At 74.0% G+C, this 24,116-nt stretch carries 17 protein-coding genes; 8 read left to right on the top strand and 9 right to left on the bottom strand.

All coding sequences use genetic code 11. The features are described from left to right. The first annotated feature begins 273 nt into the window (after positions 1–273). Positions 274–1,101, top strand: a complete 828-nt coding sequence (locus WMF43_RS28445) for a class I SAM-dependent methyltransferase (protein ID WP_437669291.1) — start codon at positions 274–276, stop codon at positions 1,099–1,101. Between the two features lie 243 nt (positions 1,102–1,344). Here WMF43_RS28445 and WMF43_RS28450 read toward each other — a convergent pair whose 3' ends face one another. From WMF43_RS28450 to WMF43_RS28465, 4 genes are all read right to left on the bottom strand, one after another. After that, positions 1,345–1,722, bottom strand: a complete 378-nt coding sequence (locus tag WMF43_RS28450; protein ID WP_437669293.1) for a DUF4180 domain-containing protein — start codon at positions 1,720–1,722, stop codon at positions 1,345–1,347. Between the two features lie 45 nt (positions 1,723–1,767). Next, positions 1,768–3,342: a DUF2330 domain-containing protein gene (locus WMF43_RS28455; RefSeq protein ID WP_437669295.1), complete on the bottom strand. Its 1,575-nt coding sequence runs from the start codon at positions 3,340–3,342 to the stop codon at positions 1,768–1,770. Between the two features lie 212 nt (positions 3,343–3,554). Beyond that, positions 3,555–3,680 carry a hypothetical protein gene (locus WMF43_RS28460; RefSeq protein ID WP_437669297.1) on the bottom strand — a complete coding sequence of 42 codons (126 nt, stop codon included), beginning with the start codon at positions 3,678–3,680 and terminating at the stop codon, positions 3,555–3,557. Between the two features lie 167 nt (positions 3,681–3,847). Next, positions 3,848–4,420: a TetR/AcrR family transcriptional regulator gene (locus WMF43_RS28465; protein ID WP_437669299.1), complete on the bottom strand. Its 573-nt coding sequence runs from the start codon at positions 4,418–4,420 to the stop codon at positions 3,848–3,850. Positions 4,421–4,740: 320 nt separating this feature from the next. On the opposite strand from WMF43_RS28465, the gene WMF43_RS28470 reads away from it, so the two are divergent. Beyond that, positions 4,741–5,946, top strand: coding sequence for an acyl-CoA dehydrogenase family protein (locus tag WMF43_RS28470; RefSeq protein WP_437669301.1), 1,206 nt, complete (start codon positions 4,741–4,743; stop codon positions 5,944–5,946). A gap of 60 nt (positions 5,947–6,006) precedes the next feature. Here the strand turns inward: WMF43_RS28470 and WMF43_RS28475 are convergent, their stop codons facing one another. Next, positions 6,007–7,857, bottom strand: a complete 1,851-nt coding sequence (locus WMF43_RS28475; RefSeq protein WP_437669303.1) for a hybrid sensor histidine kinase/response regulator — start codon at positions 7,855–7,857, stop codon at positions 6,007–6,009. Between the two features lie 328 nt (positions 7,858–8,185). On the opposite strand from WMF43_RS28475, the gene leuA reads away from it, so the two are divergent. After that, on the top strand, positions 8,186–9,916 hold the full coding sequence (gene leuA, locus WMF43_RS28480) for a 2-isopropylmalate synthase (RefSeq protein WP_437669304.1): 1,731 nt from the start codon (positions 8,186–8,188) through the stop codon (positions 9,914–9,916). Between the two features lie 25 nt (positions 9,917–9,941). Here leuA and WMF43_RS28485 read toward each other — a convergent pair whose 3' ends face one another. Then, positions 9,942–12,224: a hypothetical protein gene (locus tag WMF43_RS28485; RefSeq protein WP_437669306.1), complete on the bottom strand. Its 2,283-nt coding sequence runs from the start codon at positions 12,222–12,224 to the stop codon at positions 9,942–9,944. A 384-nt stretch (positions 12,225–12,608) separates the two neighbouring features. On the opposite strand from WMF43_RS28485, the gene WMF43_RS28490 reads away from it, so the two are divergent. The 3 genes from WMF43_RS28490 to WMF43_RS28500 are packed head-to-tail and all read left to right on the top strand — an operon-like array spanning position 12,609 to position 16,154. Next, on the top strand, positions 12,609–14,351 hold the full coding sequence (locus tag WMF43_RS28490; protein ID WP_437669308.1) for a protein kinase domain-containing protein: 1,743 nt from the start codon (positions 12,609–12,611) through the stop codon (positions 14,349–14,351). Positions 14,352–14,355: 4 nt separating this feature from the next. Beyond that, complete coding sequence (locus WMF43_RS28495; protein ID WP_437669310.1) at positions 14,356–15,261, top strand: hypothetical protein; 906 nt, start codon at positions 14,356–14,358, stop codon at positions 15,259–15,261. Further along, a complete protein-coding gene (locus tag WMF43_RS28500) occupies positions 15,261–16,154 on the top strand; it encodes a formylglycine-generating enzyme family protein (protein ID WP_437669312.1) in 894 nt (297 codons plus the stop codon). Before WMF43_RS28495 ends, WMF43_RS28500 begins: the two co-directional genes overlap by 1 nt. A gap of 28 nt (positions 16,155–16,182) precedes the next feature. Here the strand turns inward: WMF43_RS28500 and WMF43_RS28505 are convergent, their stop codons facing one another. Together WMF43_RS28505 and WMF43_RS28510 are read right to left on the bottom strand one after the other, a co-directional pair. After that, complete coding sequence (locus WMF43_RS28505) at positions 16,183–18,126, bottom strand: M2 family metallopeptidase (protein WP_437669314.1); 1,944 nt, start codon at positions 18,124–18,126, stop codon at positions 16,183–16,185. Between the two features lie 481 nt (positions 18,127–18,607). Next, positions 18,608–20,080: a sigma 54-interacting transcriptional regulator gene (locus tag WMF43_RS28510; protein ID WP_437669316.1), complete on the bottom strand. Its 1,473-nt coding sequence runs from the start codon at positions 20,078–20,080 to the stop codon at positions 18,608–18,610. Between the two features lie 308 nt (positions 20,081–20,388). Here WMF43_RS28510 and WMF43_RS28515 point away from each other — a divergent pair, with 308 nt between their 5' ends. Beyond that, on the top strand, positions 20,389–21,810 hold the full coding sequence (locus WMF43_RS28515; protein WP_437669318.1) for an endo alpha-1,4 polygalactosaminidase: 1,422 nt from the start codon (positions 20,389–20,391) through the stop codon (positions 21,808–21,810). 46 nt (positions 21,811–21,856) lie between these two features. Here WMF43_RS28515 and WMF43_RS28520 read toward each other — a convergent pair whose 3' ends face one another. Further along, the gene (locus tag WMF43_RS28520; protein ID WP_437669320.1) at positions 21,857–23,680 is read right to left on the bottom strand and encodes a hypothetical protein; all 1,824 of its coding nucleotides are present in this window, start codon (positions 23,678–23,680) and stop codon (positions 21,857–21,859) included. A 90-nt stretch (positions 23,681–23,770) separates the two neighbouring features. Between WMF43_RS28520 and WMF43_RS28525 the strand changes: the two genes are divergently transcribed. Continuing rightward, on the top strand, positions 23,771–24,115 hold the full coding sequence (locus tag WMF43_RS28525; protein ID WP_437669322.1) for a hypothetical protein: 345 nt from the start codon (positions 23,771–23,773) through the stop codon (positions 24,113–24,115). Position 24,116 lies beyond the last annotated feature (1 nt).

A 24,116-nucleotide genomic window follows, 5' to 3' on the forward strand; every position in this document is an offset into this window, starting at 1 on the left:
GTGCCCGTCGGCCGGGGTCGCGCAGCGGCGGAACAGGCCGGCTTCCGCGGAGTTGACGCCGCGGGGCCGCGGTAGCATGGATGCGGCTCATGCAGGTACGCGTCGCGATCCTGATGGCTGTCCTGGCCTCCCTGCTGACGACCTGTGTGAAGCCGGCCCCGCAGGCGGCGCCTGCGGCGGCTTGCGGCTGCCGCAAGAAGTAGCGGCCGCGCCGGCGCGGGCTCGACAGGGTGTAATGCCGCCGGCCCCGGCGCGTCGGCCATGGCAAGCGCCATGAGCCACCTCGATCCCAACAAGACACGCACCGCGGCCACCTACTCCGCCGCCGCGGATCACTTCGACGCCCCGCCGCTCGCGTTCTGGGCCCGCACCGGCAGGAGGACGGTGGACCGCGTTCCCCTCCGGCCCGGCCACCGCGTGCTCGACGTGTGCTGCGGCAGCGGCGCCTCGGCGATCCCCGCCGCCGGCGTCGTTGGTCCCACCGGGTCCGTGCTCGCCGTGGACCTGGCCGAGCCCCTGCTCGAGCGCGGCCGCGCCAGGGCGCGCGCCCTCGGCCTCTCGAACATCGAGTTCCGCTGCGCCGATTTCGAGGCGCTCGGGCTCGCGCCCGGCGAGCTCGACGCCGTCGTGTGCGTGTTCGGCATCTTCTTCGCGGAGGACATGCCCGCCGCCGTACGCCGGCTCTGGCGGTGGCTCAGGCCGGGCGGATCCCTCGCCATCACCACCTGGGGTCCCGACGTCCTCGAGCCGGGCAACAGCGCGTTCTGGAACGCCATCCAGGCGCACCGCCCGGGGCTCTACAAGACCTTCCGCCCCTGGGAGCGCATCGACAGCCCGCCCGCGCTGCGCGCCATGCTCGCGGCGGCCGGCGTGAACGACGTCTCCATCGAGAGCGACGCGTGGCAGCAGCCCCTCGCCTCCCCCGACGACTGGTGGACGATCGCCCTCGGCTCAGGCTACCGCAGCACCATCGACCAGCTGGACGCGCCGGGGCTCGAGGCCGTCCGGCGCGACACGCTCGCTCCGCTGCGCGCGCGGGGGGCGCTCGCGGCCCAGGTCAACACGATCTGCGCGGTCGCGGAGAAGCCGGCGCGGGCGTGAGCGTCGTGCCCCGGGCAGGGGCTCTGCGCTGCCTGGCGCCCAGGGAGGGTGATCGCCCCGCGGCTAGCTCCGTGCCTCACGGGTTTGGCCAGGGATCCTGAGAGATTTCAACGCAAAGGCGCAAAGGCGCAAAGGCGCAAAGGCGCAAACCAGAATTTTCTCTGTATTTTTGTGCATTGCGCCCTCGTGTTGAAGTTCCTCTTCTCTCGCCGTGATCCCTGCCAGGACTTCTGACAGGCCGAACTAGCCGGCGTCGGACGATTGGCGGAGCCATTCGATGGCAGCGACACGCGTCTCGAACACCCCGAAGTGCTTACCGCGGCGCTCCTCGGCCAGCATCTCACCGAAGCGGCTGCTGAAGCCGGCATCCCCCGGCGGGCACACCACGGCGAGGCGAATCCGGTAGTTTCTCAGCTTTTGCAGGATCTCGCCTGCCTCTCCAGAGCTGAGGTCGAAGAAGGAGGCCGTGAGGTTCGCCGGGTAGAGGAGCGCAGCATCCAGCCGGTCCGAGAAGCAGGCCTCGATCACTCGATTGGCATCTTGGACGCTCGACATGAGCCTCTGGTCCGGCTGGCCCTCCACGAACTTGACACCACGCTCGTCGACTCCCGTCAGCTCCATCACTTCCCTCGATTTGAAATGTCCTTGTTCCGAACCCGTCTGTTCCTAGGAGCGCGCGCGGCGACGGCGGCGCGCGGCGCGGCGGCCGAGGCCGAGGACCAGCGCGGCGCAGGCGGCGCCCGTCTCGAAGCCGCGCGACCGGCCGCCCTGCGAAGGGCGGGGCGGCGCGGCGAGCGCGGCCGTGCCGCCGGCGCCTTGCGCGGCGCTGCCGCCGGAGCCCTGCGCGGCGCTGCCGCCGGAGCCCTGCGCGGCGCCGGGAATACACGCCACGTCCCCGTTCTCGCCCTTCTCGACGAAGAGGTGGTTGCTCACCTCCCCCGTCGCCGGCGGCGTGAGCATGCCGCCCGGCGCGAGCTCCAGGTCGTTCGCGAGCGCCTCGACCGGGAGCCGGGCGTCGAGCCGGGTGAGCCAGACGTCGGCCGGGTGCAGGCCGACCAGCGCCACGCCGAGGTCGTCCAGCGCCTCGCCGCACGTGAACACACGGGCGTCGACCTCGCCCGGCCCGAGCTCGGCGCAGGGCGCGTCGTCGGCCGGACAGAGATCCACCACCTCGTCCTTGGCGAGCGCGGCCTCCTCGAAGGACGTTGACGAGCACACCTCCGCGACGTCGCCGTTCGCGTGAGCGCGGGTGAAATACAGGTCGGCGATCGTGTCCACCAGCACGCCGTCCGGGCCGGCGAGCTCGTGACCCTGCCGCGGCGTGAGCAGCGTGGCGCCGAGCGCGTAACCCGTGAGCCACGGCGCCTCTCCGCCTTCCGGGGAGAGCTTCGCGGCCCGGACGTCCGGGTAATCCGAGCGGCGTTCGACGAATTCCCAGGTCACCTCGGCAGGATCGAGCTCCGCGCCCGGGAAGCCCTGCACGCCCACGCGGCCCTCGGCGACGACGAACACCGAGAGCGCGACGGTGTCCTTCACGCCCACGGAGAGCATGCGCAGCGGGAAGGTGGTGACCAGGCCCGGCGTGACGACGCGCAGCGGCTTCATCTGGTCCACGCCGGCGGTCGGCCGGAGGCGAACGGCGATGAAGTCGAAGCCCGCCGCGACGTAATCGTCGAGGATGGGCCGCGCGCCCTCGGGGATCCCGAAGCCGTGCTCGGTGAGCCACACGTCGAGCGCGCCCTCGGCGTCGGTCGATAGCGTGTACGTCTCGTAAGGTCCGACGGCGCGGCTGTGAACCACCGTCACTTGCTCGGGATCGGGGGTCCTGTACTCCGGAAACTTGAGGATGAACGTGCCCGACATCCCGACGTCCCTGCAGGCGCAGCTGGAGGGCTCATCCCCGCCGCAGTCGAGAGGCGGCGGGTGGACCACAGGGGTGGTCGCGGCGTCGAGGGCCTCAATCCAGGCGTCGGCGCCGATCTCGAGGCGAGCGCCGGGCTTGACGGGCAGGACCCAGGCGAACTCGGAGGGGTCGCCGTCGTACTGGACCTGATCCCAGAGCACGGTCTGCGTGCTCGACATCGAGATCACGACGCGATGCCCGGTCACGCGCGTCAGCTCCGCCTCGGAAGGCCGCGTGAAGAACCCTCCCCCGCACGCGTGCGCGTCGTTCGAGGGGGCTCCAAGGACGGCGAGCGCGAGGGCGATCCCGCCCGCGACAAGGGAACGACGAGGCGACATGAGCACCTTTCCGCGCAGAGGCGCGCTGGGACAAGCGGCGTCGCCGCGCCCCGCGAGCGGACCGCGGCCGGCACATTGGAGACCCGCCGGGCGCGCGCGTCGAGCGCCGCGTCGCGGCGGAGCAAAGAGCACCCCGAGCCGCGGCCCGCTCCGGCGCCGCGGACCCGGAGCGCCCCGCATGCCGCGCGCGGCGCGGCGTGCGCTCCGACGGATCAGAAGCGGCCCGCGAGCCCGAGCCCGGCGCTGTTCCTGCCGAACGTCATCGGCACCGGGACCGCGAACGGCCTCGCGAGATCGTCGCGGACCAGGACCTTCTTCGGGACGGCGAGGCCGGGCACGAGCAAGGCTGCGCCCGTGATCTGGATCGGTCCTGTCCTCTGATCTGCTTTCGCTCGCCATCTCGCACGCGTGTTCTCCTCGCGCTCGCAGGCACCCCAGCTGTAATTGTACACGAGGCGCTCTCGATGGAAGCGCTCGCCGGACACAGCCGCGCCCGCGGCGCGCGCTAACGCGACGGGCGGCTCGGCTTGAGCAGGCCGTCGAGCAGGCGCGCGTGGGCGTCGTCGACCACCTGCCGGAGCTCCAGCGGCCCGGCCTTGGCGAGGGACCCGGACGTCGCGAGGCCCGCGAGGCCGTGGTGCATCGCCCAGATGGGGACCGCGAGCGCCATCGGATCGCCGGGCGGGAACGCGCCCGCGCGCTGCGCCTCGCCGACGAAGTCGAGGAGCATCCCGAGGTTCCGCGACGTGGCCGCCTGCACCCGCGGGTCGTCCCGGTCGACCTCGCTGGAGTAGATGACGTGGAACGGCGCCGGGTGCTCCAGCGCGAAACGGACGTAGGCGAGGCCGGCGCCGAGGAAGCGCGCCCGGAGGTCGCTCCCGGCCGCGTCGAGGGCGGCCGCGATCTGCGCCCCGAGCGCCGCGCCCGCCTCGATCGCGAGCTCCGTCATGAGGGCGCGCTTGTCCGCGAAGTGACGGTAGGGAGCGGTGTGAGACACGCCGATGCGCCGCGCGACCTCGCGCAGCGTGAAGCCCGCGTTCCCCTGCTCCTCGATCAGCGCGAGTGCCTCCTCCAGCACGGCGCGCCGGAGGTCCCCGTGGTGGTACGGCCGGCTCTGGGGGCGCGGCGCGGCGACAGGAGGGGTGCGCGCGCGCGGGCGGCGGCGCTTCGAGGGGGAAGCCACAGCGCTGCCGCGCACGATACCACGAAGGCCCCCGGCCGGCGGCCAGGCCACGCGCGCCCCGCGCGAGGGCGGGCGCGCGTGGCCTGGCGCGGGCCGGACGGCCCGGTGGAGCAAAAATGTAGACGGTGGAAACTTCGCGGTGTCGCGGGTGTCTTCCTCGACGCGCGGCCGACCTGAGCAGGCGGGCGCGCGGCACAACCCGAAAGGAGCCCCGCATGTCCGAGCCCCGTCGATCCCCAGAGCGCGAGCGCCTGCTCGCGGCCGTGGAGCGCGTCAGTCCCGTCGCGATCGCCCACGCCGAAGCGTCGGAGCGGCTACGCACGCTGGCGCCCGCCGTCGTGGACGCGCTGCACTCGAGCGGCCTGCTCGCGACGGTCGCGCCGCGCGCGCTCGGCGGCGCCGAGAGCGATCCGCTGACGCAGCTCGAGGTCTTCGAGGCGATGGCGCGCGCGGACACCTCGGCGGGGTGGTCGCTGATCATCAGCGCGGGGATCGCCGCGCTCGCGGGGGCCTACCTGCCGGACGAGGGCGTCCGGCAGGTGTTCGCGGGGCCCTTCCCCACGTTCGCCGGGCTCCAGGTCCCGAGCGGGGTCGCGCGGCGCGTCGCGGGCGGCTACGTGGTCGAGGGGCGCTGGGCCTTCGGCAGCGGCGTGCGGCACGCGCGCTGGGTGTTCAGCGGCGCCGTCGTGGCGCCGGAGGACGGCGCCCCTCCGGAGGGGCCGCCCGAGATGATCAGCGTCGCCGTGCCGCGCGAGCAGGTGGTGATCGAGGACACGTGGGACGTCGCCGGCCTGCGCGGCAGCGGGAGCGAGCACTACCGCATCGAGGGCGTGTTCGTGCCCGAGGCGCTGACCTGCGCCTTCCCGAACGCCCCCCGGCGCCGCGGCGGCGCGCTCTACGAGATCCCCCTGGTGGCGCTGCTCGCGCCCTGCCACGCCGGCTTCGCGCTCGGCGTCGCGCGGCGCGCGCTCGACGAGATCACGGCGGCGGCGCCGCGCCGCATCAAGGCCTGGCCGCGGCTCCCGCTGGGCAGCCACGCGGCCTTCCACATGGACCTCGGGCGCGCGGAGGCGAAGCTCGCCGCGGCGCGCGCCTACGCCTTCGACGCGCTCGGGCAGACGTGGGACCACACGCGCGCCGGCGAGCCGCTCACGCTCGAGCACTGGGCCACGATCCGGCTCGTCCAGACCTACACGACCGACGTCGCCGCCGAGGTCGCGAGCTTCGCCTACCGCGCCGGCGGCGGGAGCGCGCTCTACGCGGCGAGCCCGCTGCAGCGCTGCTTCCGCGACATCCACGCGGCGACGCAGCACATCGGCGCGACGGACGACGCCTACGAGTTCGCGGGGCTCGCGCGGCTCGGCACGGCCGAGCTTCACCCGCTGCTCGCCCCGCGGCCGGCCGCGCCGGGCGGCGCCTAGGACCGCCGCCCGCGCCGGGCGGCGCCTAGGACCGCCGGCCGCGCCAGGCCACCACGGCGCTCACTCCGGGACGGCGCGCGCCGCGACGGGCGCGGACGGCAGCTCGGCGAGCAGCCGCTCCAGCGTCGCCGGCGTCACCGGCTTCGTCACGTGGGCGTCGAACCCCGCGGCGTGCGCGCGCCTGCGGTCGTCCTCCTGGCCGTACCCGGTGAGCGCGACGATCGACGTCCCCGTCATGCCGCCCTCGGCGCGGAGCGCCCGGACCACGCCGTAGCCGTTCAGGACGCCGGGCAGGCCGATGTCGCAGAGGATCACGTCGGGCGCCGAGAGGCGCGCGGCGGTCACGCCGTCCGCGCCGCTGTGGGCCACCGACACGGCGTGGCCGCGGCGCTCGAGCAAGAGGCGCAGGCTGTCGGCCGCGTCGACGTTGTCCTCGATGATCAGGATGCGCCGCGCGCCGCCGCCCCCGCGCGCGGCGACCGCCGGCCCCGGCGCGCCCTCGCCCCGCTCGACCGGCGAGCCCAGCGGCAGCGTGATCGTGATCGCCGCGCCGCGGCCGACGCCCGCGCTCGCGGCGCGCGCGCTGCCGCCGTGGAGCTCGACCACCCCCTTGACCAGCGCGAGCCCGAGGCCCAGGCCGCCGCGGCTCGCGCCGGGGCCCTGCTCGGCCTGCGCGAACGGCTCGAAGATGCGCTCCAGGATGGCCGGCTCCATGCCGATGCCGGTGTCCGCGACCTCGACGGAGACGGCGCCGCGCCCGTCGGGCGCGCGCTGGGGCGCGACCGAGACGCGCACCACGCCGCCTTCGTCCGTGAACTTCCTCGCGTTCTGGAGCAGGTTCCCGAGCGCCTGCGTGAGCCGCGTCGCGTCCGCGTGCAGCCACACCGGCGCGTCCGGCAGCGCGAGCTCGAGGCGCACGCCGCGCGCCTCGAGCAGCGGCCGGTAGTCGAGCGCCGCGGCGCGGACGAGCTCGACCAGGTCGAGGCGCGCGAAGGACAGCGCGATCTTGCCGCGCGAGATGCGGGAGATGTCGAGCAGGTCGTCGACGAGGCGCGTCATGTGCCCGACCTGGCGCTCCATGATCGTCCGCGCGCGCTCGACGATCGACCCCTGCGGGCCCGCCACCTTGAGCAGCTCCACCGCGTTCAGCAGCGGCGCGAGCGGGTTGCGCAGCTCGTGGGCGAGCATCGCCAGGAACTCGTCCTTGCGCCGGTCGGCCTCCCGGAGCGCGTCCTGGGTCTGCTTGAGCTCGGCGACGAGCGCGGTGAGCTGGCGCTCGCGCCCGCGGAGCGCCTCCTCGGACGCCCGGCGGTGCGCGATCTCCTGCTCCGCGACCTCGTGCCAGCGCACCCGCTCGATCGCGAGCGCGCATTGCTGGGCGATCGAGACGAGGAACGCGTGATCGTCCGCGTCGAGCTCGCGCGACGCAGGGAAGCAGAAGCCGAGCGAGCCGACCGTCTTCTCCTCGACGATCAGCGGGAACGCGACCACCGCGCCGCCGTGCTCCACGCCGTGCACGGCGGCGAGCACCGGGTAGCGCGCGTTGCGCTCCTCGCGCGTCCGCACGACGACGGGCGCGCCGAGGCGCGCGGCCTCGGCGACCGGCACCGGCGAGTCGACCGGATACTCGGCCCACGCCGCCTCGGTGTCCGTCGGGACGCCCTTGAAGCCGAGGTTGCGGAGCGCGGCGCCGTCGGCCGAGAGCACCGCGACCACGCCCACCTCGGCCTCGAGCGCCGGCATCCCCTGATCGATGATCGTGCCCGCGATCTCCGAGAGCGTGCGCGCCCCGGCGAGCGCCGCGGTGATGCTCTGCAGGCGCAGGAGCCGCTCGACGACGCGCTCGTGGCGGCGCGCGGCCGCCTCGGAGACGGGCCCTGCGGCGGTGGGCTGCCCATCGGTGGATCGCATCGAGGTCGTGACCGACGCAGAGCGTAGCGCAGACCGGCGCGCGAGCATGCCGTTCCGTCGCGGCTGCGCATTACCATTGATGCTCGGGCCCTGCCGTCCCGCGTCGCGCCCCTCTGGACAAACAAGCGGACGTCCGCTAGAGTCCGCCGCGATGTTCGTCCCTCGCGCGCGCTCGCTATGCCCCTGCCTAGGCCTCTGGCCTAGGGGGCTTTGCGCGCGCTGCTGACGACGTCGTCCCTCGCAGCTTGCCCCCTCGGTTCATGATCCCGATGGGGGTTTCGCATCGTCGTCGCGACGACTCCCATCTTTGCTTCCGGGAGTCTTCGTCATGTCCACGATGCCTGTCCACAAATACAAGCCGTTTCAACCCATCCATTTGCCCGATCGGCGCTGGCCCAGCCGCGTGGTCGAGCGGGCGCCGCGCTGGTGCAGCGTGGACCTCCGCGACGGCAATCAAGCCCTGGTCGAGCCCATGGGCCCCGAGCGCAAGCTGCGGATGTGGCGCGAGCTCTTGCGCATGGGCTTCAAGGAAGTCGAGGTAGGTTTTCCCAGCGCGTCGCAGCCCGATTTCGATTTCGTGCGCCGGATCATCGACCAGCAGCTCATCCCGGACGACGTGACGATCCAGGTGCTCACGCAGGCGCGCCCCGAGCTGATCGAGCGCACCTTCGAGGCCATCCGCGGGGCGCGCCGCGCCGTCGTGCACCTGTACAATTCCACCTCCACGCTCCAGCGGCGCGTGGTGTTCGGCCTGGATCGGGCCGGGATCGTGGAGATCGCCGTGCGCGGCGCCCGCCTCGTGAAGGCGCTCGCGGGGCGCATGCCCGAGACCGAGGTCGTGCTCGAGTACTCCCCCGAGAGCTTCACGGGCACCGAGCTCGATTTCGCCAAGGAGATCTGCGAGGCGGTGATGGACGTGTGGGGGCCGACCCCGGAGCGGCAGATGATCGTGAACCTGCCGGCGACGGTCGAGATGGCCACGCCCAACGTGTACGCGGATCAGATCGAGTGGATGCACCGGAACCTGAAGCAGCGCGACTGCATCGTGCTGAGCGTGCACCCGCACAACGACCGCGGCACCGCCGTGGCGGCGGCGGAGCTCGCGGTGATGGCGGGCGCCGACCGCGTCGAGGGCACGCTGTTCGGGAACGGGGAGCGCACGGGGAACGTCGACCTGATCACGCTGGCGCTCAACCTGCTCTCGCAGGGCGTCGATCCAGAGCTCGAGATCCGTGACATCGAGGCGCTCAAGGAGATGGCCGAGCATTGCAATCGCCTGCCGGTCCACCCGCGCCACCCGTACGCCGGAGAGCTCGTGTACACCGCGTTCTCGGGGTCGCACCAGGACGCGATCAAGAAGGGCTGGCAGGCGCTGCGCGAGGGCGGGAGCGCGCTGTGGGAGGTCCCCTACCTGCCCATCGATCCGCAGGACGTCGGCCGCAGCTACGAGGCGGTGATCCGCGTGAACAGCCAGTCCGGCAAGAGCGGGGTGGCCTACGTGCTCGAGCAGGACTACGGCTACGCGCTGCCGAAGGGGCTCGCGGTCGAGCTGAGCCAGGCCGTGCAGCGCGAGGCGGAGCGCACCGAAGGCGAGGTGCCGAAGGCCGAGATCCTCGCGATCTTCGAGCGCGAGTACGTGAACCAGGGCGCCCCGGTGCGCGTGGTCGGGTACAGGAGCACGAGCGAGGGCGCGGACGAGCGGCACGAGTTCCAGGTGGAGATCGACGGCGAGGCGCGGGCGCTCGGCGCCCGGGGCGGCGGGCCCATCGACGCGTTCGCGCGCGCGCTCTCGCGCGAGGCCGGGGTCGCGCTCGCGGTCGAGGACTACGCAGAGCACGCGCGCGGGAGCGGCGCGTCCGCGGAGGCGGCGGCCTATGTGGCGGTCTCGATCGGGGGCGAGCGGAGCTTCGGGGTGGGGACACACCGCAGCATCGTCATGGCGTCGCTCGCGGCGGTCGCGTGCGCGGTGAACCGGGCGCAGCGGGCGGGATCGGGGAGGGCGCGCTTTCGGCGGAGCGAGCGGCGGGCCTCTCCCGGGGGCCTCCCCTCGTCGATGTGAGCCCGGACGACGCTGCGAGGCCGGATCAGGTCCTCAGCACGACGACGGAGTAGCTCTCCGATGGAGTCGGCGTGATGGAGCCGGAGGAGCTGTTCGTGAAGGTGACGGCCAGCTCCCCCGGCCCGCCCACCCTCCACCCGACGACGTGAAGCCCATCCTGAGGCAACGGCTTGGAGACGGAGAGGACGGCGTCCGCGGCGGACAAGCCGGGGACGGCGAGGGTCGCTTCCGCCGTGCTGTTCGGCCCGACGGCGCCGGGGGATGACGACATGACGCCGGTGTGGACCGCGAGCTGCTTGACCAGCGCGCCTTCGGGGCCGATGCGCAGGCCTCCGGCGAGATCGATCGGCTTTCCGTGCCGCGCGCCGTAGGTGCCCTCGGCGCGGGGCTCGAGCGCCGCGACCTGGGGGTTCAATCGCTTCGTCGGCAGGTACGGGGTGTCCTCGTCCGACACCTGGAGCGCGGAGACGTACACGGTTCCGTGGATCGGGCCCTTGTAGCTCGGGTAGATGCGGAAGCGCGTGAACGCGGCGTCGGGGTTCAGCCCGGCGAAGCAATGAGCGTAGTACTCCCACCGGTCCGTGAGGTTGAAGGTCTTGAACTCGTGCAGCCCGCCGGGGACGTCGTGGAGGGTCACCGTCAAGTCCGACGCCGTGCCCGCCTTCGCCCAGAAGCTCACGACGACCTGCTTGCCGAGGTTGGTCCTGTCGATGAGCGCGAAGATGTTGATGGCGCCGTTCGCCCCGGGCCCCGAGTTGCGCTCGAGCTTGAAGGCGTTGGCGTTCGTCGGGCCGAGCCCCGCCGGCGTGACCGAGACCTGATCCGGCCCGGTCCCGACGCCGCTCCACACGTCGCCGCTGAGCCCCTCGGAGTCCGGGAGCCGATTCCTGAGCTCCGCAGCCTCGTGACGGACGGGGCGCCAGCGCTGGCGGGCGTCGATCGACGCGAGCGGGTCCTCGACGACAGCGAAGCCGCGGCCGCCCTTCGTGAAGACGACGGGCGGACGCGGGGGGGAATCCGCGGTGCTCACATAGTACACGCGGTTGCCCACGAAGACGTTGTTGTTGGGCTTCTCCGCGATCGAGGAGAGCTCCTGGCGGTCGTGCACGAGGGTGGCGAAGCCGGAGAAGTAGTTGTCCGACACGGACGACTGGCCGAGCGGGGTCAAGAGCTCGATGCACGTCTGCTCGCCGCCCAGGCCGATGAAGGTGTTCCCCTCGACGCGGATGTTCTCGGCCACCTTCGACGTGCGCGCCCCCGTGGTTTCGTCCAGGGCCTCGACGCGGATCTTCACGCGGCCCGCGTTCTCGCCCTCTCCGCCGAACTTGTTGTGGCGTATCAGGATGTAGCCGTCGCCGTCCACCTTGGGGGAGATGTGGATGTCGGGGCCCGTCGGCGCGACCCCCCGGTTCGAGTGCCAGTTGAGCTCGAAATCGTTCTCGTGGATGCTGGTCGCCGAGGAGCCTGCGGCGTAGATCCTGGGCTTGTCCTGGACGGTGACCGCATCGGTCGCGCGGTTCGCGGCGCACCACTGGAACTGGTTCGCGTAGACCTCCAGCTCCGAGTAACGATCGAACTTGATGTCGCCCACGTTGTAGGTGAAATTGTTGAAGCAGATCGTGACGAAGTAGGTCGAGCGGCCGAGCTGGAAGGCGTAGCTGCCGAATCCGGTGATGATGTTGTTGAGGAACTGGTACTGCCCGCCCGCGAACAGGTTCTTGGGGTCGGCGAGCGAGTCGGGCGTCACGAAGCATCGCGACGAGTCCACCGTCGGATCCACGTCAGGGTCGAGGGGCTTCGACGGCGACAGGATGCGGCTGCGGCCTCCTTTGAGGATCATGCCCTCGCAGCGGAAGAACCTGCAATGCACGGCCATGCTCTTGCCATCGAAGAGCGTGCCGTCCACGGCCGCGATGAGGGTGGATTGCCCCCGCATCCCCTCGATCCAGAGCTCGGCGCGGATGGAGAACGCGACCGCGGCCTCGCAGTCGATGGTGACGGCGCCGAAGAGGATGTGCACGGGGCGGTGGACGTCGACGGTCTCGCCGATCACCTGGGAGCCCGTGAGCGCCCGGCAGTCGATGACGCCCCCCTCCGGGAGCTCGCCGATGGCATGCGCGATCTTCTCTCCCAGGTCATCGCCCGGGGTGGCGTGGCTGACCATGTAGACCCGGTTCACGGGGCCGGTGAACGTCGACGCGCCGATGGCGTCGAGCCTCTGGATGAAGGCGTGATTCCACCGCTGCGCGGGCGAGCCGATGTCCAGGTCCGCTGAGCCCGGCAACACGGTGTCGGTAAAGGTCGGCATGTCAGTTCATTCCTTGAAGTGAAGGGTGGATTCCGATCGTCGTCCGGGCCGGCGGAGGATGCCGCGATCCGGAGATGCTCCGGCGAGCGCGGGCAGGGCCGCTCCACGGCGGGCCGGGCTCGTCGCTCGCTTGAGGTCGATGACAGTGCAGGCGCCGAGCCAACGTGGTTCAGCGCGGCCGCGACAGCGCAGCTCCCGCGGCGATACGGCACGTCGGACGCCGAGCGCGCTGGCACGTCGGCACGTCGACAGGCTGGCACGCTGGCACGGCCGGTCTCAGGGATCGCGCGGCGCGGAGGGCGACGCGCGGCGCGCTGCGGAGGCCGCCCGGAGGTGATGACAGGACGCCACGCGCGCGTGGGCGCCGTGTATCATCCGCCGCTCATGAACCCCGAGGCCCCGCAGCCCAGGCGGATCGGTCGATACCTGATCGACGGGCCGATCGCGTCCGGCGGGATGGCGTCCGTGCACCTCGGCCGGCTCGTCGGCGAGGCGGGGTTCTCGCGGACCGTGGCCATCAAGCGGCTGCACCCCGAGCTCGCCGCGGCGCCCGAGATCGCCGAGAGCCTGCTCGACGAGGCCCGCATCGTCGCGCGCATCCAGCACCCGAACGTGGTCGCCACCGTCGACCTCCTGCTCGACGGCGAGGAGGTGTTCCTGGTCATGGAGTACGTGCGCGGCGAGTCGCTCGCGCGGCTGCTCCGGGCCGCGCGCGCGCGCGGCGAGCCGGCGCCGGTCCCCGTCGTGGCGAGCATCACCTGCGGCGTGCTCCACGGGCTGCACGCGGCCCACGAGGCGCGCAGCGAGTCCGGCGAGCCGCTCGGCATCGTGCACCGCGATGTCTCGCCCGAGAACGTGCTGGTCGGCGCCGACGGGACCGCGCGGCTGCTCGACTTCGGCATCGCCAAGGCGCGCGGGCGGCTCAGCACCACCCGCGGCGGGCAGCTCAAAGGCAAGCTGCCGTACATGTCACCCGAGCAGGTGCTCTGCGCGGACGTGACGCGCAGGACCGACGTGTTCGCGGCGGGCGTCGTCCTGTGGGAGGCGCTCGCGGGGCAGCGGCTGTTCGACGGCGCCGACGAGGCGGCGATCGTCGCGGCCGTGCTGGAGCGGCCCATCCCGCCGCCGAGCTCGGTCGCGGCGCACGTGCCGCCCGCGCTCGATGCGATCGTGCTGCGGGCGCTCGAGCGGAACGCGGAAGGCCGCTATGCGACGGCCCGGGACCTCGCGATCGCCGTCGAGGATGCCGTCCCGCTCGCGTCGCCCCGCGCGCTGGGCGAGTGGGTGGAGCGGCTCGCCGGCGAGGTGCTCGCGAGGCGGGACGCGCGGGTCGCGGCGATCGAGAGCGCGTCGGCGGCGGGCCCGAGCGGCCCCGGGGGGCCGGTCCGCGCCGGCGCAGCGACGCGCGACGGCGGGCGCGCGGCGGCGCCGAGCGAGGCGGGGGCCTTGGAGGCGGCGCCGGGGGCGCGGGAGACCGCGCCGGGGGCGCGGGAGACCGCGCCGGGGACGCGGGAGACCACGCCCGCGAGACCGGCCGGCGCCCGCCAGCTGGTGGCGCTCGCGACGGACACGCCCGAGTCCGGGATGCCCAGCGGAATCGCCGTCGTGCCCGCTGCGCGCGGCGGGGAGGCTCGCACGGTGAGAGCGCCGACTCGCCCGCTGCTCGCGCTCAGCTTGGGCGCGCTGCTCCTCGGGAGCGCGGTCGCGCTCGCGGCGCACTGGTCTCGGCGCAGCCCGACCGGACCGGAGGACGCGGCGCGCTCCGCGGCCAGCGTGGCTCCGGCGCCCGCGTCCAGCACCGCCCCGGCGCCTGTGGCCAGCACCGCCCCGGCGCAGCCCGCGCCCAGCGAGGCGTCGAGCGCGCCGGCCGCAGCCCCTGCGCCAGCCGCTTCTACCGCGACGCCTGAGCCGAGCGGCCCCGCGGCGCCAGCCGCCGAACGCACCGCGCGCGCGACGCCGGACGCGCCCGCGACGCGCGCCCCCGCCCCCGCGAGGCGCACCCCTGCCCCCGCGAAGCGCACCTCCACGCCGGCCACGCGCGCCTCGGGCGCCGCGGCGAACCGCTGCACCCCGCCCTATACCGTGGACCGCGCCGGCATCCGCCGGCTCAAACCCGAGTGCCTGTAATCCGATGAACGCCCGTTCGCCCGCGCGCGCGCGCCGCGCCCTCACGCTCGCCCTCACCGCCGCGCTCGCGCTCGCCGGCACGCGCGCCCACGCCGACAAGCAGGCCTGCGCCGCCGCCTACGAGCGCGCGCAGGACCTCCGCCGCGAAGGCAGGCTCCTCGACGCCCGGGAGGCGCTCATCACCTGCTCGCAGCCGAGCTGCCCGGCGGCGGCCGTGGCCGACTGCGGGCCGTGGCTCGCCGAGGTGGAGCAGAGCCTGCCGTCCGTGGTCATCGCCGCGAGGGACGCGCGCGGGCGAGAGCGGCTCGACGTGCGCGTGCTCGTGGACGGGCGCCTCGTCGCCCCGGCGCTCGACGGCAAGGCGGTGCCGGTCGATCCGGGCGCACACACGTTCCGCTACGAGCCGGCGGGCGGCCCCGCCGTCGAGGAGCACGTCGTGATCCGCGAGGGCGAGAAGAACCGCAGGCTGACCGTGACCCTGGGCGCGCCGCCGGCCGGGGCCGACGCGCGCGCGCCGCAGCCCGAGCGGCGCGAGAGCCCTGCCGCGAGCCGCTCGTCCGACGCGCCGGCGAGCTCGGTCCCCGCCCTCGTGTGGGTCTTCGGCGGCGCCGGCGTGGCGGGGCTCGCCGTGTTCGCCGCCGCCGGCGCGATGTCGCTGGGCGCCGAGGCCGATCTGCGCGCCTCGTGCGCGCCGCGCTGCGCGGAGGGCGACGTGAGCGCCATCCGGGTGCAGCACGCCGTGGCCGACGTCGGCCTCGGCGTGGGCGTCCTCTCGCTGGGCGCCGCGGCGTGGCTCTACTTCACCCGGCCCGCCGCGGCGGCGCCGCCGAAGGCCCGCTCGGGGGCGCCGCGGCCGGTGGTCCGGCCGTTCATCGCCGGAGCCGCCGCGGGCGTCGAGGGGACCTTCTGATGGGCCTCCGCGCGACGCTCCGCGCCGCGGCCGCCGCGGCGGGCCTCGGCGCCGCGACCGCGGCCGCAGCCGCCCTCGTCTCGGCGTGCACGCTGCTGCGCCCGCTCGACGGCCTCACCTGCGAGCCCGGAGCCGGAAACGCCTCGTGCCTGTACGGCGATGCCTGCGAGGCCGACGCCGACTGCGCGACGGCCTCCTGCGCGGCGTCCACCTGCCAGTGTCCCGCCGGCATGGTGACGATCCAGAGCACGTTCTGTATCGACCAGACCGAGGTGTCGAACGCCGCCTACCGGCGCTTCCTGGAGACGGGGCCGGACGTCGCGGCGCAGGAGCCGTTCTGCGCGTTCAACGACAGCTTCGCGTTCGACGAGACCGTCGACGAGCCCGGGGACATGGTGCCCCCCGACTGCCTTACCCGCCGCAGAGACGACGACTACCCGGCCACTTGCGTCGACTGGTGCGACGCGCACGCGTACTGCAAGAGCCTCGGAAAGCGCCTCTGCGGCAAGATCCACGGCGGAGCGCTGCCGTACGGCGGCGACACGGACGGGGCGCAAGGCGAGTGGTACGAGGCCTGCAGCAAGGGCGGGACCCGCGCTTACTCCACCGGGGAGCTCGATCTGCAGTGCAACGGCGATGGCCAGGAGCCGGTGGCGGTCAACGCCGGCGCCGCGTGCGAGGGCGGGTATCACGGGCTGCTCTACATGAGCGGCAACGTCCGCGAGTGGGAAGACTCGTGCTCGGGGGACGTCGGCCCCGAAGACGACTGCACGACGCGCGGCGGATCGTTCGACAGCGGCGACTCGCCCGAGCAGCTCCAGTGCAGCGCGCGCGAAGGGAGCAAGCGCGCCGACACCTACCACGGGATCGGGTTCCGCTGCTGCAGCGGGTAGCGCCGGCCGCGCGCCGCGCAGAGGGCGCCTACCACCCGCACGTCCTGCCGCGGTTCTGCGCGTCGAGCCAGGACTTGAGCGGAGCGAAGTAGTCGAGCATCGCCGCCGCGTCCATCTGCCGTGATCCCGTCACCACCTCGAGCGCCGCCGGCCACGGGCGGCTCCGCCCCATTTCCATCATCCGCCGGAGCCGCTCGCCGGCCTTCTCGCTGCCGTAGATCGTGCAGCGGTGGAGCGGCCCCTTGTACCCGGCCTCCTCGCAGAGCGCGCGGTGGAGCTGGAACTGGAGGACGTGCGCGAAGAAGTACCGGATATAGGGGACGCTCGCCGCAACATGGTACTTCGCGCCGGGATCGAAGTCCGACTCGGAGCGGGGCACCGGCGGCGCGACGCCCTGATACCTCGTCCGTAGCTCCCACCAGGCCTGGTTGTACTCGGGCGGCGCGATGTCCCCGGAGAAGACGCCCCAGCGCCACCTGTCGACCAGGACCGCGAACGGCAGGAAGGCCACCTTGGCGAGCGCGTCGCGGAGGAGGAGCGAGAGATCGCTCGACGCGGGCGGCAGCTCGGCCACGAGCCCGATCCGATGGAGATACTCCGACGTGACCGACAGCCCGATCGTGTCGCCGAGGGCCTCGTGGAACGCGGGGTTCGGGCTGTCGCGGTAGAGGAGCGGCAGGCGGCGGTACGCCCGCTGGTAGAAGCTGTGGCCGAGCTCGTGGTGGATGGTGTGGAAATCCTCGGCCGTGATGTCGATGCACATCTTGATGCGCAGATCCTCCTCGTCGTCGATGTCCCACGCGCTCGCGTGACACACGACGTCGCGATCCCTCGGCTTGACGAAGAGCGACCGCTGCCAGAAGGTGGCCGGGAGCGGCTCGAACCCGAGCGAGACGAAGAAGCGCTCGCCGGTCCTCACCATCTCGACCGGCGTGAGCCCCTTGGCTCGGAGCGCCGCGTCGAGATCGTAGATGGGCGCGGCCCCCTGGGGCGCGACGAGATCGTAGACGTTGCTCCAGTCCTGCGCCCACATGTCGCCGAGCAGATCGGCCCGGATGGGACGCGCGCCGGGCACGACGCCCTCGCCATACCGCGCGGCGAGCCGGCCGCGCACGTAACAGTGGAGCGCGTCGTAGAGCGGCTTGACCTGCTCCCAGAGGCGATCCACCTCCCGCGGCAGGGCGCCCTGCGGCAGCTCGTATTTGGCGCGCCAGGCGTCGCCCGTGTCCTCGAACCCGAGATCGCGCGCGCCCTCGTTCGCGAGCTCCACGAGCCGCGTGAAATCGGCGCGCATGGGCGCGGACACCGTGCGCCAGCCGACCCACGCCCGCTTCAGCTCCTCGGGATCGCGGCTCTTCGCGATGATCCTGCTCAGCGCCTCGAGATCGAGGCACTCGCCGCTCGCCGGGCAGTACTTGCCCGCTCCATAAGCGGCCTCGAGCCTCGACGCGATGGTCGTGAGCTCCTTCGTCCTCGCCGGATCGGCGGGAGCGTACAGCGTGAGGGAGGTGCGCAGGAGATCGAGCCGCCGGCGGACGTCATAGGGCACATCGAGACTGCGGTACCGGTCCGCCTGCTTCGCGTAGTCGGTCTGCGCCGCGAGCAGCTCCGCGGCCGCCGCGGCCGCGAGGATCTGGGTATCCTCGGTGATGTACGTCGACGCCACCCACGCCGCCTGGTTGCTGTGGGTGCTGAGCTCATGGAGGCTCGACTCCGCCGCGTCGAGGAATCGCTTGGCCTCCTCCGGCGTCGGCGGCGGAGCAGGCTGCGGCTCCGCGGGCGTCGCGGGAGGGACGGGCCGCGGCTCCGCGGGCGTCGCGGGGGGGACGGGCCGCGGCTCCGCGGGCGTCGCGGGGGGCACGGGCCGCGGCTCCGCGGGCGTCGCGGGAGGAGCAGGCTCGGAGCAGGCCGCCATGAGCGCGAGAGCGCCGCAGGGCAAGGCGATGACGAACATCGGAACCGTGCGCACCATTTCCGCCGCTCCTCGATCGCGGGCATCTCCGGGGCGCAAAGATCCCTCCACCCCGGACGCGCAGGCGGCGCGGGGTGCGCTTCGGCGCCGCGATCCTGGTGGGGCTCTAAGGCCGCTCGCCGGCTTCAGCAATCCTCAAGGGCACATGGCAGCGAGGGGCTGACATGCGGCGAAGTCCGCGCATTTCACGTCATCGCGCCCGCGTGGAGGATCCATCTTCCTGGATACGGCGGGTCGCGCGAGAACCCCCTGATGCCTGGATGATGTTCCATCCGAGAGACATGGACCAGCCGCGCGCGCCTGAACCGCCGTCCGGCAGAATTCCAATGCGAATTGAACCGCTGTTACCGCCCCCCACGCGCAGAGCGCGATCGAGCAAAGCGGTTGCGCGACCGTTTTGACAGCGAGGATGGTCAATGGACAGGCGAGGACGGTCGCGCTCCGCGTATCGCGCTCGGCACCCCGAGCGCATCCCCCACGCTCACCGCCGGATGCCGTACTTCTCGAGCTTGTAGAGCAGCGCGCGCCGCGAGATGCCGAGCCGCTTCGCCGCGCGCGTCTGGTTGTTCCCCTCGGCGGCGAGCGCCTCCTCGATGCTCTTCTTCTCGAGCTCGGCCAGGCGCGCCGGCATCGGCCCGCCCTCCGCCAGCGCGCCGGACGCGCCCACGCTCGCCGGCGCGCCCGCGCTCACCGGCGCGCCCGCGCTCACCGGCGCGCCCGCGCTCACCGGCGCGCCCGCGCTCGGCGGGGCCGCGTCGCCCCCGGTCACGGACGCCGGGAGGTGCTCGACCTCGACCACGCCGCCCTCGGCCAGCACGACCGCGTGCTCGACCGCGTTGCGCAGCTCGCGCACGTTGCCGGGCCACGCGTGCGCCTCGAGCACCCGCATCGCGGCCGGCGCGAAGCGCGGCGCCCGCTCGCCCATGCGCTCGGCGACCTGGCGCGCGAAGCGGTGCACGAGCAGCGCGATCTCGGCGCGCCGCTCGCGCAGCGGCGGGACACGGAGGACGAACGTGCTGATGCGGTAATAGAGATCCTGCCGGAACCGCCCGGCGGCCACCTCGGCCTGGAGATCCCGGTGCGTGGCGCAGACGACGCGCACGTCGAGATCGATCTCCTGCGTGCCGCCGATGCGCGCCACGCGGCGGCTCTCCAGAACGCGCAGCAGCTTGGCCTGCATGGCGAGCGGCATCTCGCCGATCTCGTCGAGCAGCAGCGTGCCGCGCTGCGCGGCCTCGAAATAGCCGATCTTGCGGCGGTCCGCGCCGGTGAACGCGGCCCGCTCGTGGCCGAAGAGCTCGCTCTCGAGCAGCGCCTCGGGCAGCGCCGCGCAGCTGAGCCGCACGAACGGGCCCGCGGCGCGCGGGCTCTGGCGGTGGATCTGCTCGGAGACGACCTCCTTCCCAGCGCCCGTCTCGCCGAGGACGAGCACCGTGGTCTGGGCGCGGGCGAGGCGCTGCACCACCTGGAAGACCTTCACCATCGCCTCGTCCGCCACGATGAAGTCGGCGTCCGAGGAGGCGCCCGCCCCGGCCTCCAGCGCGGCGTCCGGAGCCGCCTGGGCCGACGGCGGCGCGGCGATGGCGACGACGATCTCGGCCGGGCCGACGCGGATCACGTCGCCGCCGGCGAGGGCCCGCTCGGCGCCGCGCACGACGGCGCCGTTCGCGGACGTGCCGTTGCGGCTCCCGAGGTCGACGAGCGCGACGAGGTCGCCGCGCCGCTCAATGCGGGCGTGGTGGCGCGACACGCGGGCGTCGTCGACGCAGACCGCGGACTCCGGCGCGCGCCCGATCGCGATCGCGTCGCCGTCGGTGAGGTCGATTACCCGCGCTGCCCCGTCGCCGGGCCGGACGATCAGCGAGACCTGGCCGTGGGGCGCCCCCTGGCCGGGCGAGCTCTCGGCGGCGTCGAGCTCGGTCGCGATCTCGGCCGGGGCGGCGGGCAGCTCCACGCCCGATCGAGGGGCTGCGTGTCGAGGATCTCGCTCCGCCATGCCGTCCGAGGGTTGCGCAGTGTACGACCTTTGCGCAACCCCCGCGAACGCCGCCGCGCGGATCCGCGCCGATCCGCGCGGCGGCGGCGCTGGCGCCCGCCTTGCAATACCTGCTCGGCGCGCACGCGGACGACGCGGGGCCGCCCTCGCGGCGAGCCGTCCCCGAGAGCCGTCGCGGACCGAGCGCCTTCGGGCGCGTCGCCCCGCGTGCGCGGACCTTCACGCACTTATGAGCGAGCTCGGGAACGAGCTCAGGAGGAGAGATCATGCCTTATTTCGGCCGCCCGACGTCCCCCCTCGCGCGCTGCAGCGCCCTCCCCCATGCCCTTGCCGGCCTGACCATGGCGTTCGCCGCGGGCGGGTGCCGCATCGACGTGGACCCGGGGGCGGAGGTCGCCTCGTCGAGCGGCGACGCGCTCGCGGGCGAGATCGCGATGACGTGCTCGAAGCTGACGTTGAGCCGGGGCCGCATCGGCGCCGGCCAGACGGCCGCGGCGCTGGCGGAGGGCGGCCTCACGGGCGAGCAGGACGAGTGGGACAGGTACGTGGAGTTCGCGCCGCGCTCGAGCGCGACGTGCGAGTACACGCTGCCCGCGGGCACCACGGCGGCCCAGCTCGCGTCGCTCTCGCTGGGCGTCAACTACCTCGGCCCGGCGAAGTCCGCGATGCGCTGGACCTTCGAGGCGTGGGACGCGGCCGCGGGCGCGTGGGTCGTGGTCGGCGACAACACGTTCGCGCGCAGCTGGACCTGGACGAACGCGACGCTGAACCTGCCGGCGCCGTACGGGCGGTTCGTGTCGGGCGGGGCGCTCAAGATCCGGTACGCGACGAGCAGCTCCGCGGACAGCTCGGCTCTGGATCAGCTGATCCTCAAGGGAACGACCACCGGCGGCGGGACCACCGGCGGCGGGACGACCGGTGGGGGGACCACCGGCGGCGGCTCCACGGGCGGCGGGACCACCGGCGGCGGCTCCACTGGCGGCGTCTGGACCCCCGCCCCGGGCACGACGTGGCAATGGCAGCTCACGGGCACCATCGACACGAGCCTGGACGTCGCGATGTACGATATCGACCTCTTCGACGCCCCGCAGGCGACGATCGACGCGCTGCACACGGCCGGGAAGAAGGTGGTCTGCTACTTCAGCGGCGGGAGCTACGAGGAGTGGCGCAGCGACGCCTCGAGGTTCCCCGCCGCGGCGCTCGGCAGGGCGCTCGACGGCTGGCCGGGCGAGCGGTGGCTCGACACCCGAAGCGCCGAGGTGCGCGAGATCATGAAGGCCCGGCTGGATCTCGCGAAGCAGAAGCGCTGCGACGGCGTGGAGCCGGACAACGTCGACGGCTACGACAATCGCCCTGGCTTCCCGCTGACCGCGGCGACGCAGCTCGACTACAACCGCTTCCTCGCCGCCGAGGCCCACGCGCGCGGCCTGTCGATCGGGCTGAAGAACGACCTCGCGCAGGTGAGGGACCTCGTGGGGAGCTTCGACTGGGCGCTCAACGAGGAGTGCTACGCGTACGACGAGTGCGACATGCTCACGCCGTTCATCCGCGCCGGCAAGGCGGTCTTCCACGCGGAGTACGTCGATGCGTCGCAGGCGAGCGCCGTCTGTGCGGCCACGAAGCCGCTCGGCCTGTCGACGGTGATCAAGCAGCTCGACCTCGACGCGTGGCGCGTCGGCTGCCCCTGACCGACGCGCGAGCGGCGGCGCGGGCTCCCCTCGGCGCGGGCCCCCCTCAGAGCGAGAGCAGGTACGCCGCGATCACCGCCGACCGCGAGCCCTCTCGCTCGGCGAGGAACGCGCCGACCTCCTCGGCGAGGCCAGCGCGCCGGCCGAGCTCCCCGAGCGCCCGGAGCCGGGCGTTCGCCACCTCGACCGCGGGAAGGTGGGTCGCCGTCGCCCCCGCGGCCGCCTTGCCCGCGCGGAGGGACTCCATCCACGCGCGCAGGATCGCGGCCGCCGCCTCCGGCCGCGCGTCCGGGGCCCCGGAGGTGTGCCACGCGACCACGCGCTCGAAGGCGGGCTGGAGCATGCTCCACCGCGCGGCGGCCGCCCTGCCGGTCGGGATCGGCGCGGCGGCGGCCTGCGCGAGCCACGCGCGCAGGTCCGCGTGGCGCTCGACCCAGCCGAGGTTCCGCGCGAGCGCGCGCGCGGCCACCTCGCCCACGGGCTCCTCGTCCGCCGGCCAGCCCATCGCCGGGCCGCGCTCGTCGCCGCTCCGGTCGCGCGCGCCGATCTGCTCGGGCGCCGCGGACAGCAGCCGGAGGAGGAGCTTCACCCGCCGCGCCTCGTCCACCCCGCTGAGCCGGAGCGCCACGCCCAGGCGGCAGAGGGTCTCGGTGCTCACCCGGATGTGGTCGCCGTCGAACGCCGGGGCGACGAGCGCGTCGAAGCGCCGCGGCGCCTCGTCCGGCGGGAGCCACTGGCCGAGCTCCTCGATCACGCGGCAGCGGGGCGCGTAGAAACGCAGGGAAGCGAGCTCGCCGTCGAGGTCGCGCACCCGCGCGAGCGCGTCCGCCGCCGGCACCTTCCCGCCCGCGGGCTCGGCGTCGAGCCAGTCCCGCCACACGGAGAAGGGGTCGCGCCGGGGCGGCGGCAGGGCGGCCTCGGAGGCCGGCGGCAGGGCGGCCTCGGAGGCCGACGCCTGCGGCGCCTCCAGGTCGTGGAGCGCCCCGCGCGCCACCTCGGCGAGGTCTCGCGCCGCGCCGGGGATCCCCTGCGCGATCGGGAGCTCGCCGCGACGGGCGACGATGTCGCCCACGAGCGCGCGGGCCTCGGGACCGGCCCCGAGGCCCGCCGCGTACGTCCCCACGTCGGCGAGCCGGAGGAGCACGAGCTCCAGCGAGGCGCGGTCCGCCGGGCCCGAGAGCCGCCGCGCGAGGTCGGGCAGCCACGCGCGCAGGAGCGACGGCCCCTCGCCGCCCTGCGCGCGCGCGGGGTCGCCCCGCAGCGCCTCCCGGAACAGCGCGGCGGCGCCGCCGTGCACGAGGATCAGCGCGCGGGCGTCGCCGCCCGCGCGGAGCCGGTCGAGCACGAGCCGCCGGGCCTCCGGGTCGTTGTTCACCGCCCACGCCGCGGGGATGCCCGCGAGGGCGAGGTGCCTGACGAGCGATCGCGGCGGGGGCGCTCCCGGCTCGTCGGGGCCGCGCTGGTACGGGGTGATGCTCTGCTCGCTCCGCGCGACGAGCGGCAGGAGGAGCCGGACGTCGTGCACGGTGCGGAGGCGCGCGACGAGGAGGCGCGAGAACACGAGCGGAGCGCCGCGGAGCGCCGCCGCGTTCTCGTCGTGCAGCTCCGCGCCGCAGCGCGGGGCGAGGGCGAGGTCGCCCACGCTCGGGAAGAGCGCCGGGAGGGCCTCGAGGATCCGGGCGCGCACGAGCGGCGGCGCCCGCTCGGCGCGCTCCCGCTCGCGCCGCGTCAGCGCGAACAGCTCGTCCCGCGCCGGCCGGCCCACCCTCGGAACGGGGCCGGTGAAGCAGCGCGGGGCGCTCGGGGGCGCGCTGGCGGCGCAGGCGCACAGCGCGAGGGCGAGGGCGGCCAGGGCGGCGAGGCGTCTCACGTCGCCCCTTGTACCAGCAGCGAAGCCGCGGTTCCTCCGCGAGGGCGACGGCTTGACGGGCGGCCCCGCCCGGTCGAAAGCTGTCCCTGCGTGTCGCGTTTCTTCAACACGGCCGGCCCGAACGAGCCCGAGCGCCACTACACCGTGCCCGTGCTCTCCCGCCTGCCCCGCGATCGGGCGCGGGCGGATGGACCTTTGCGTGCGGTACCGGGGGAGACGCTGGCCATCGAGATCAAGGTGTGGCGCCCCAGGGAGGCGGATCCGCTCGACGAGGGCCTGAGGCAGATCGACGGCTACCTGGCCGGCCTGGGCCTCTCGACCGGGTGGCTCGTGCTCTTCGACCGCCGGCCGGACGCACCGCCGCTCCCGGAGCGCCTCGGCGCGGCGCCGGCGACCACGCCGGGAGGACGGCAGGTGACGGTGATCAGGGCCTGAC

This window comes from Sorangium sp. So ce131 (assembly GCF_051519095.1).
Taxonomy (GTDB): domain Bacteria; phylum Myxococcota_A; class Polyangia; order Polyangiales; family Polyangiaceae; genus Sorangium.

What these genes read in the sequence shown, in the direction of transcription:
- WMF43_RS28445 (WP_437669291.1), top strand. Translation starts at nt 274, where the DNA reads ATGAGCCACCTCGATCCCAACAAGACACGCACCGCGGCCACCTACTCC.
- leuA (WP_437669304.1), top strand. Translation starts at nt 8,186, where the DNA reads ATGTCCACGATGCCTGTCCACAAATACAAGCCGTTTCAACCCATCCAT.
- WMF43_RS28500 (WP_437669312.1), top strand. Translation starts at nt 15,261, where the DNA reads ATGGGCCTCCGCGCGACGCTCCGCGCCGCGGCCGCCGCGGCGGGCCTC.
- WMF43_RS28450 (WP_437669293.1), bottom strand. Translation starts at nt 1,722, where the DNA reads ATGGAGCTGACGGGAGTCGACGAGCGTGGTGTCAAGTTCGTGGAGGGC.
- WMF43_RS28475 (WP_437669303.1), bottom strand. Translation starts at nt 7,857, where the DNA reads ATGCGATCCACCGATGGGCAGCCCACCGCCGCAGGGCCCGTCTCCGAG.
- WMF43_RS28490 (WP_437669308.1), top strand. Translation starts at nt 12,609, where the DNA reads ATGAACCCCGAGGCCCCGCAGCCCAGGCGGATCGGTCGATACCTGATC.
- WMF43_RS28485 (WP_437669306.1), bottom strand. Translation starts at nt 12,224, where the DNA reads ATGCCGACCTTTACCGACACCGTGTTGCCGGGCTCAGCGGACCTGGAC.
- WMF43_RS28505 (WP_437669314.1), bottom strand. Translation starts at nt 18,126, where the DNA reads ATGGTGCGCACGGTTCCGATGTTCGTCATCGCCTTGCCCTGCGGCGCT.
- WMF43_RS28455 (WP_437669295.1), bottom strand. Translation starts at nt 3,342, where the DNA reads ATGTCGCCTCGTCGTTCCCTTGTCGCGGGCGGGATCGCCCTCGCGCTC.
- WMF43_RS28515 (WP_437669318.1), top strand. Translation starts at nt 20,389, where the DNA reads ATGCCTTATTTCGGCCGCCCGACGTCCCCCCTCGCGCGCTGCAGCGCC.
- WMF43_RS28470 (WP_437669301.1), top strand. Translation starts at nt 4,741, where the DNA reads ATGTCCGAGCCCCGTCGATCCCCAGAGCGCGAGCGCCTGCTCGCGGCC.
- WMF43_RS28495 (WP_437669310.1), top strand. Translation starts at nt 14,356, where the DNA reads ATGAACGCCCGTTCGCCCGCGCGCGCGCGCCGCGCCCTCACGCTCGCC.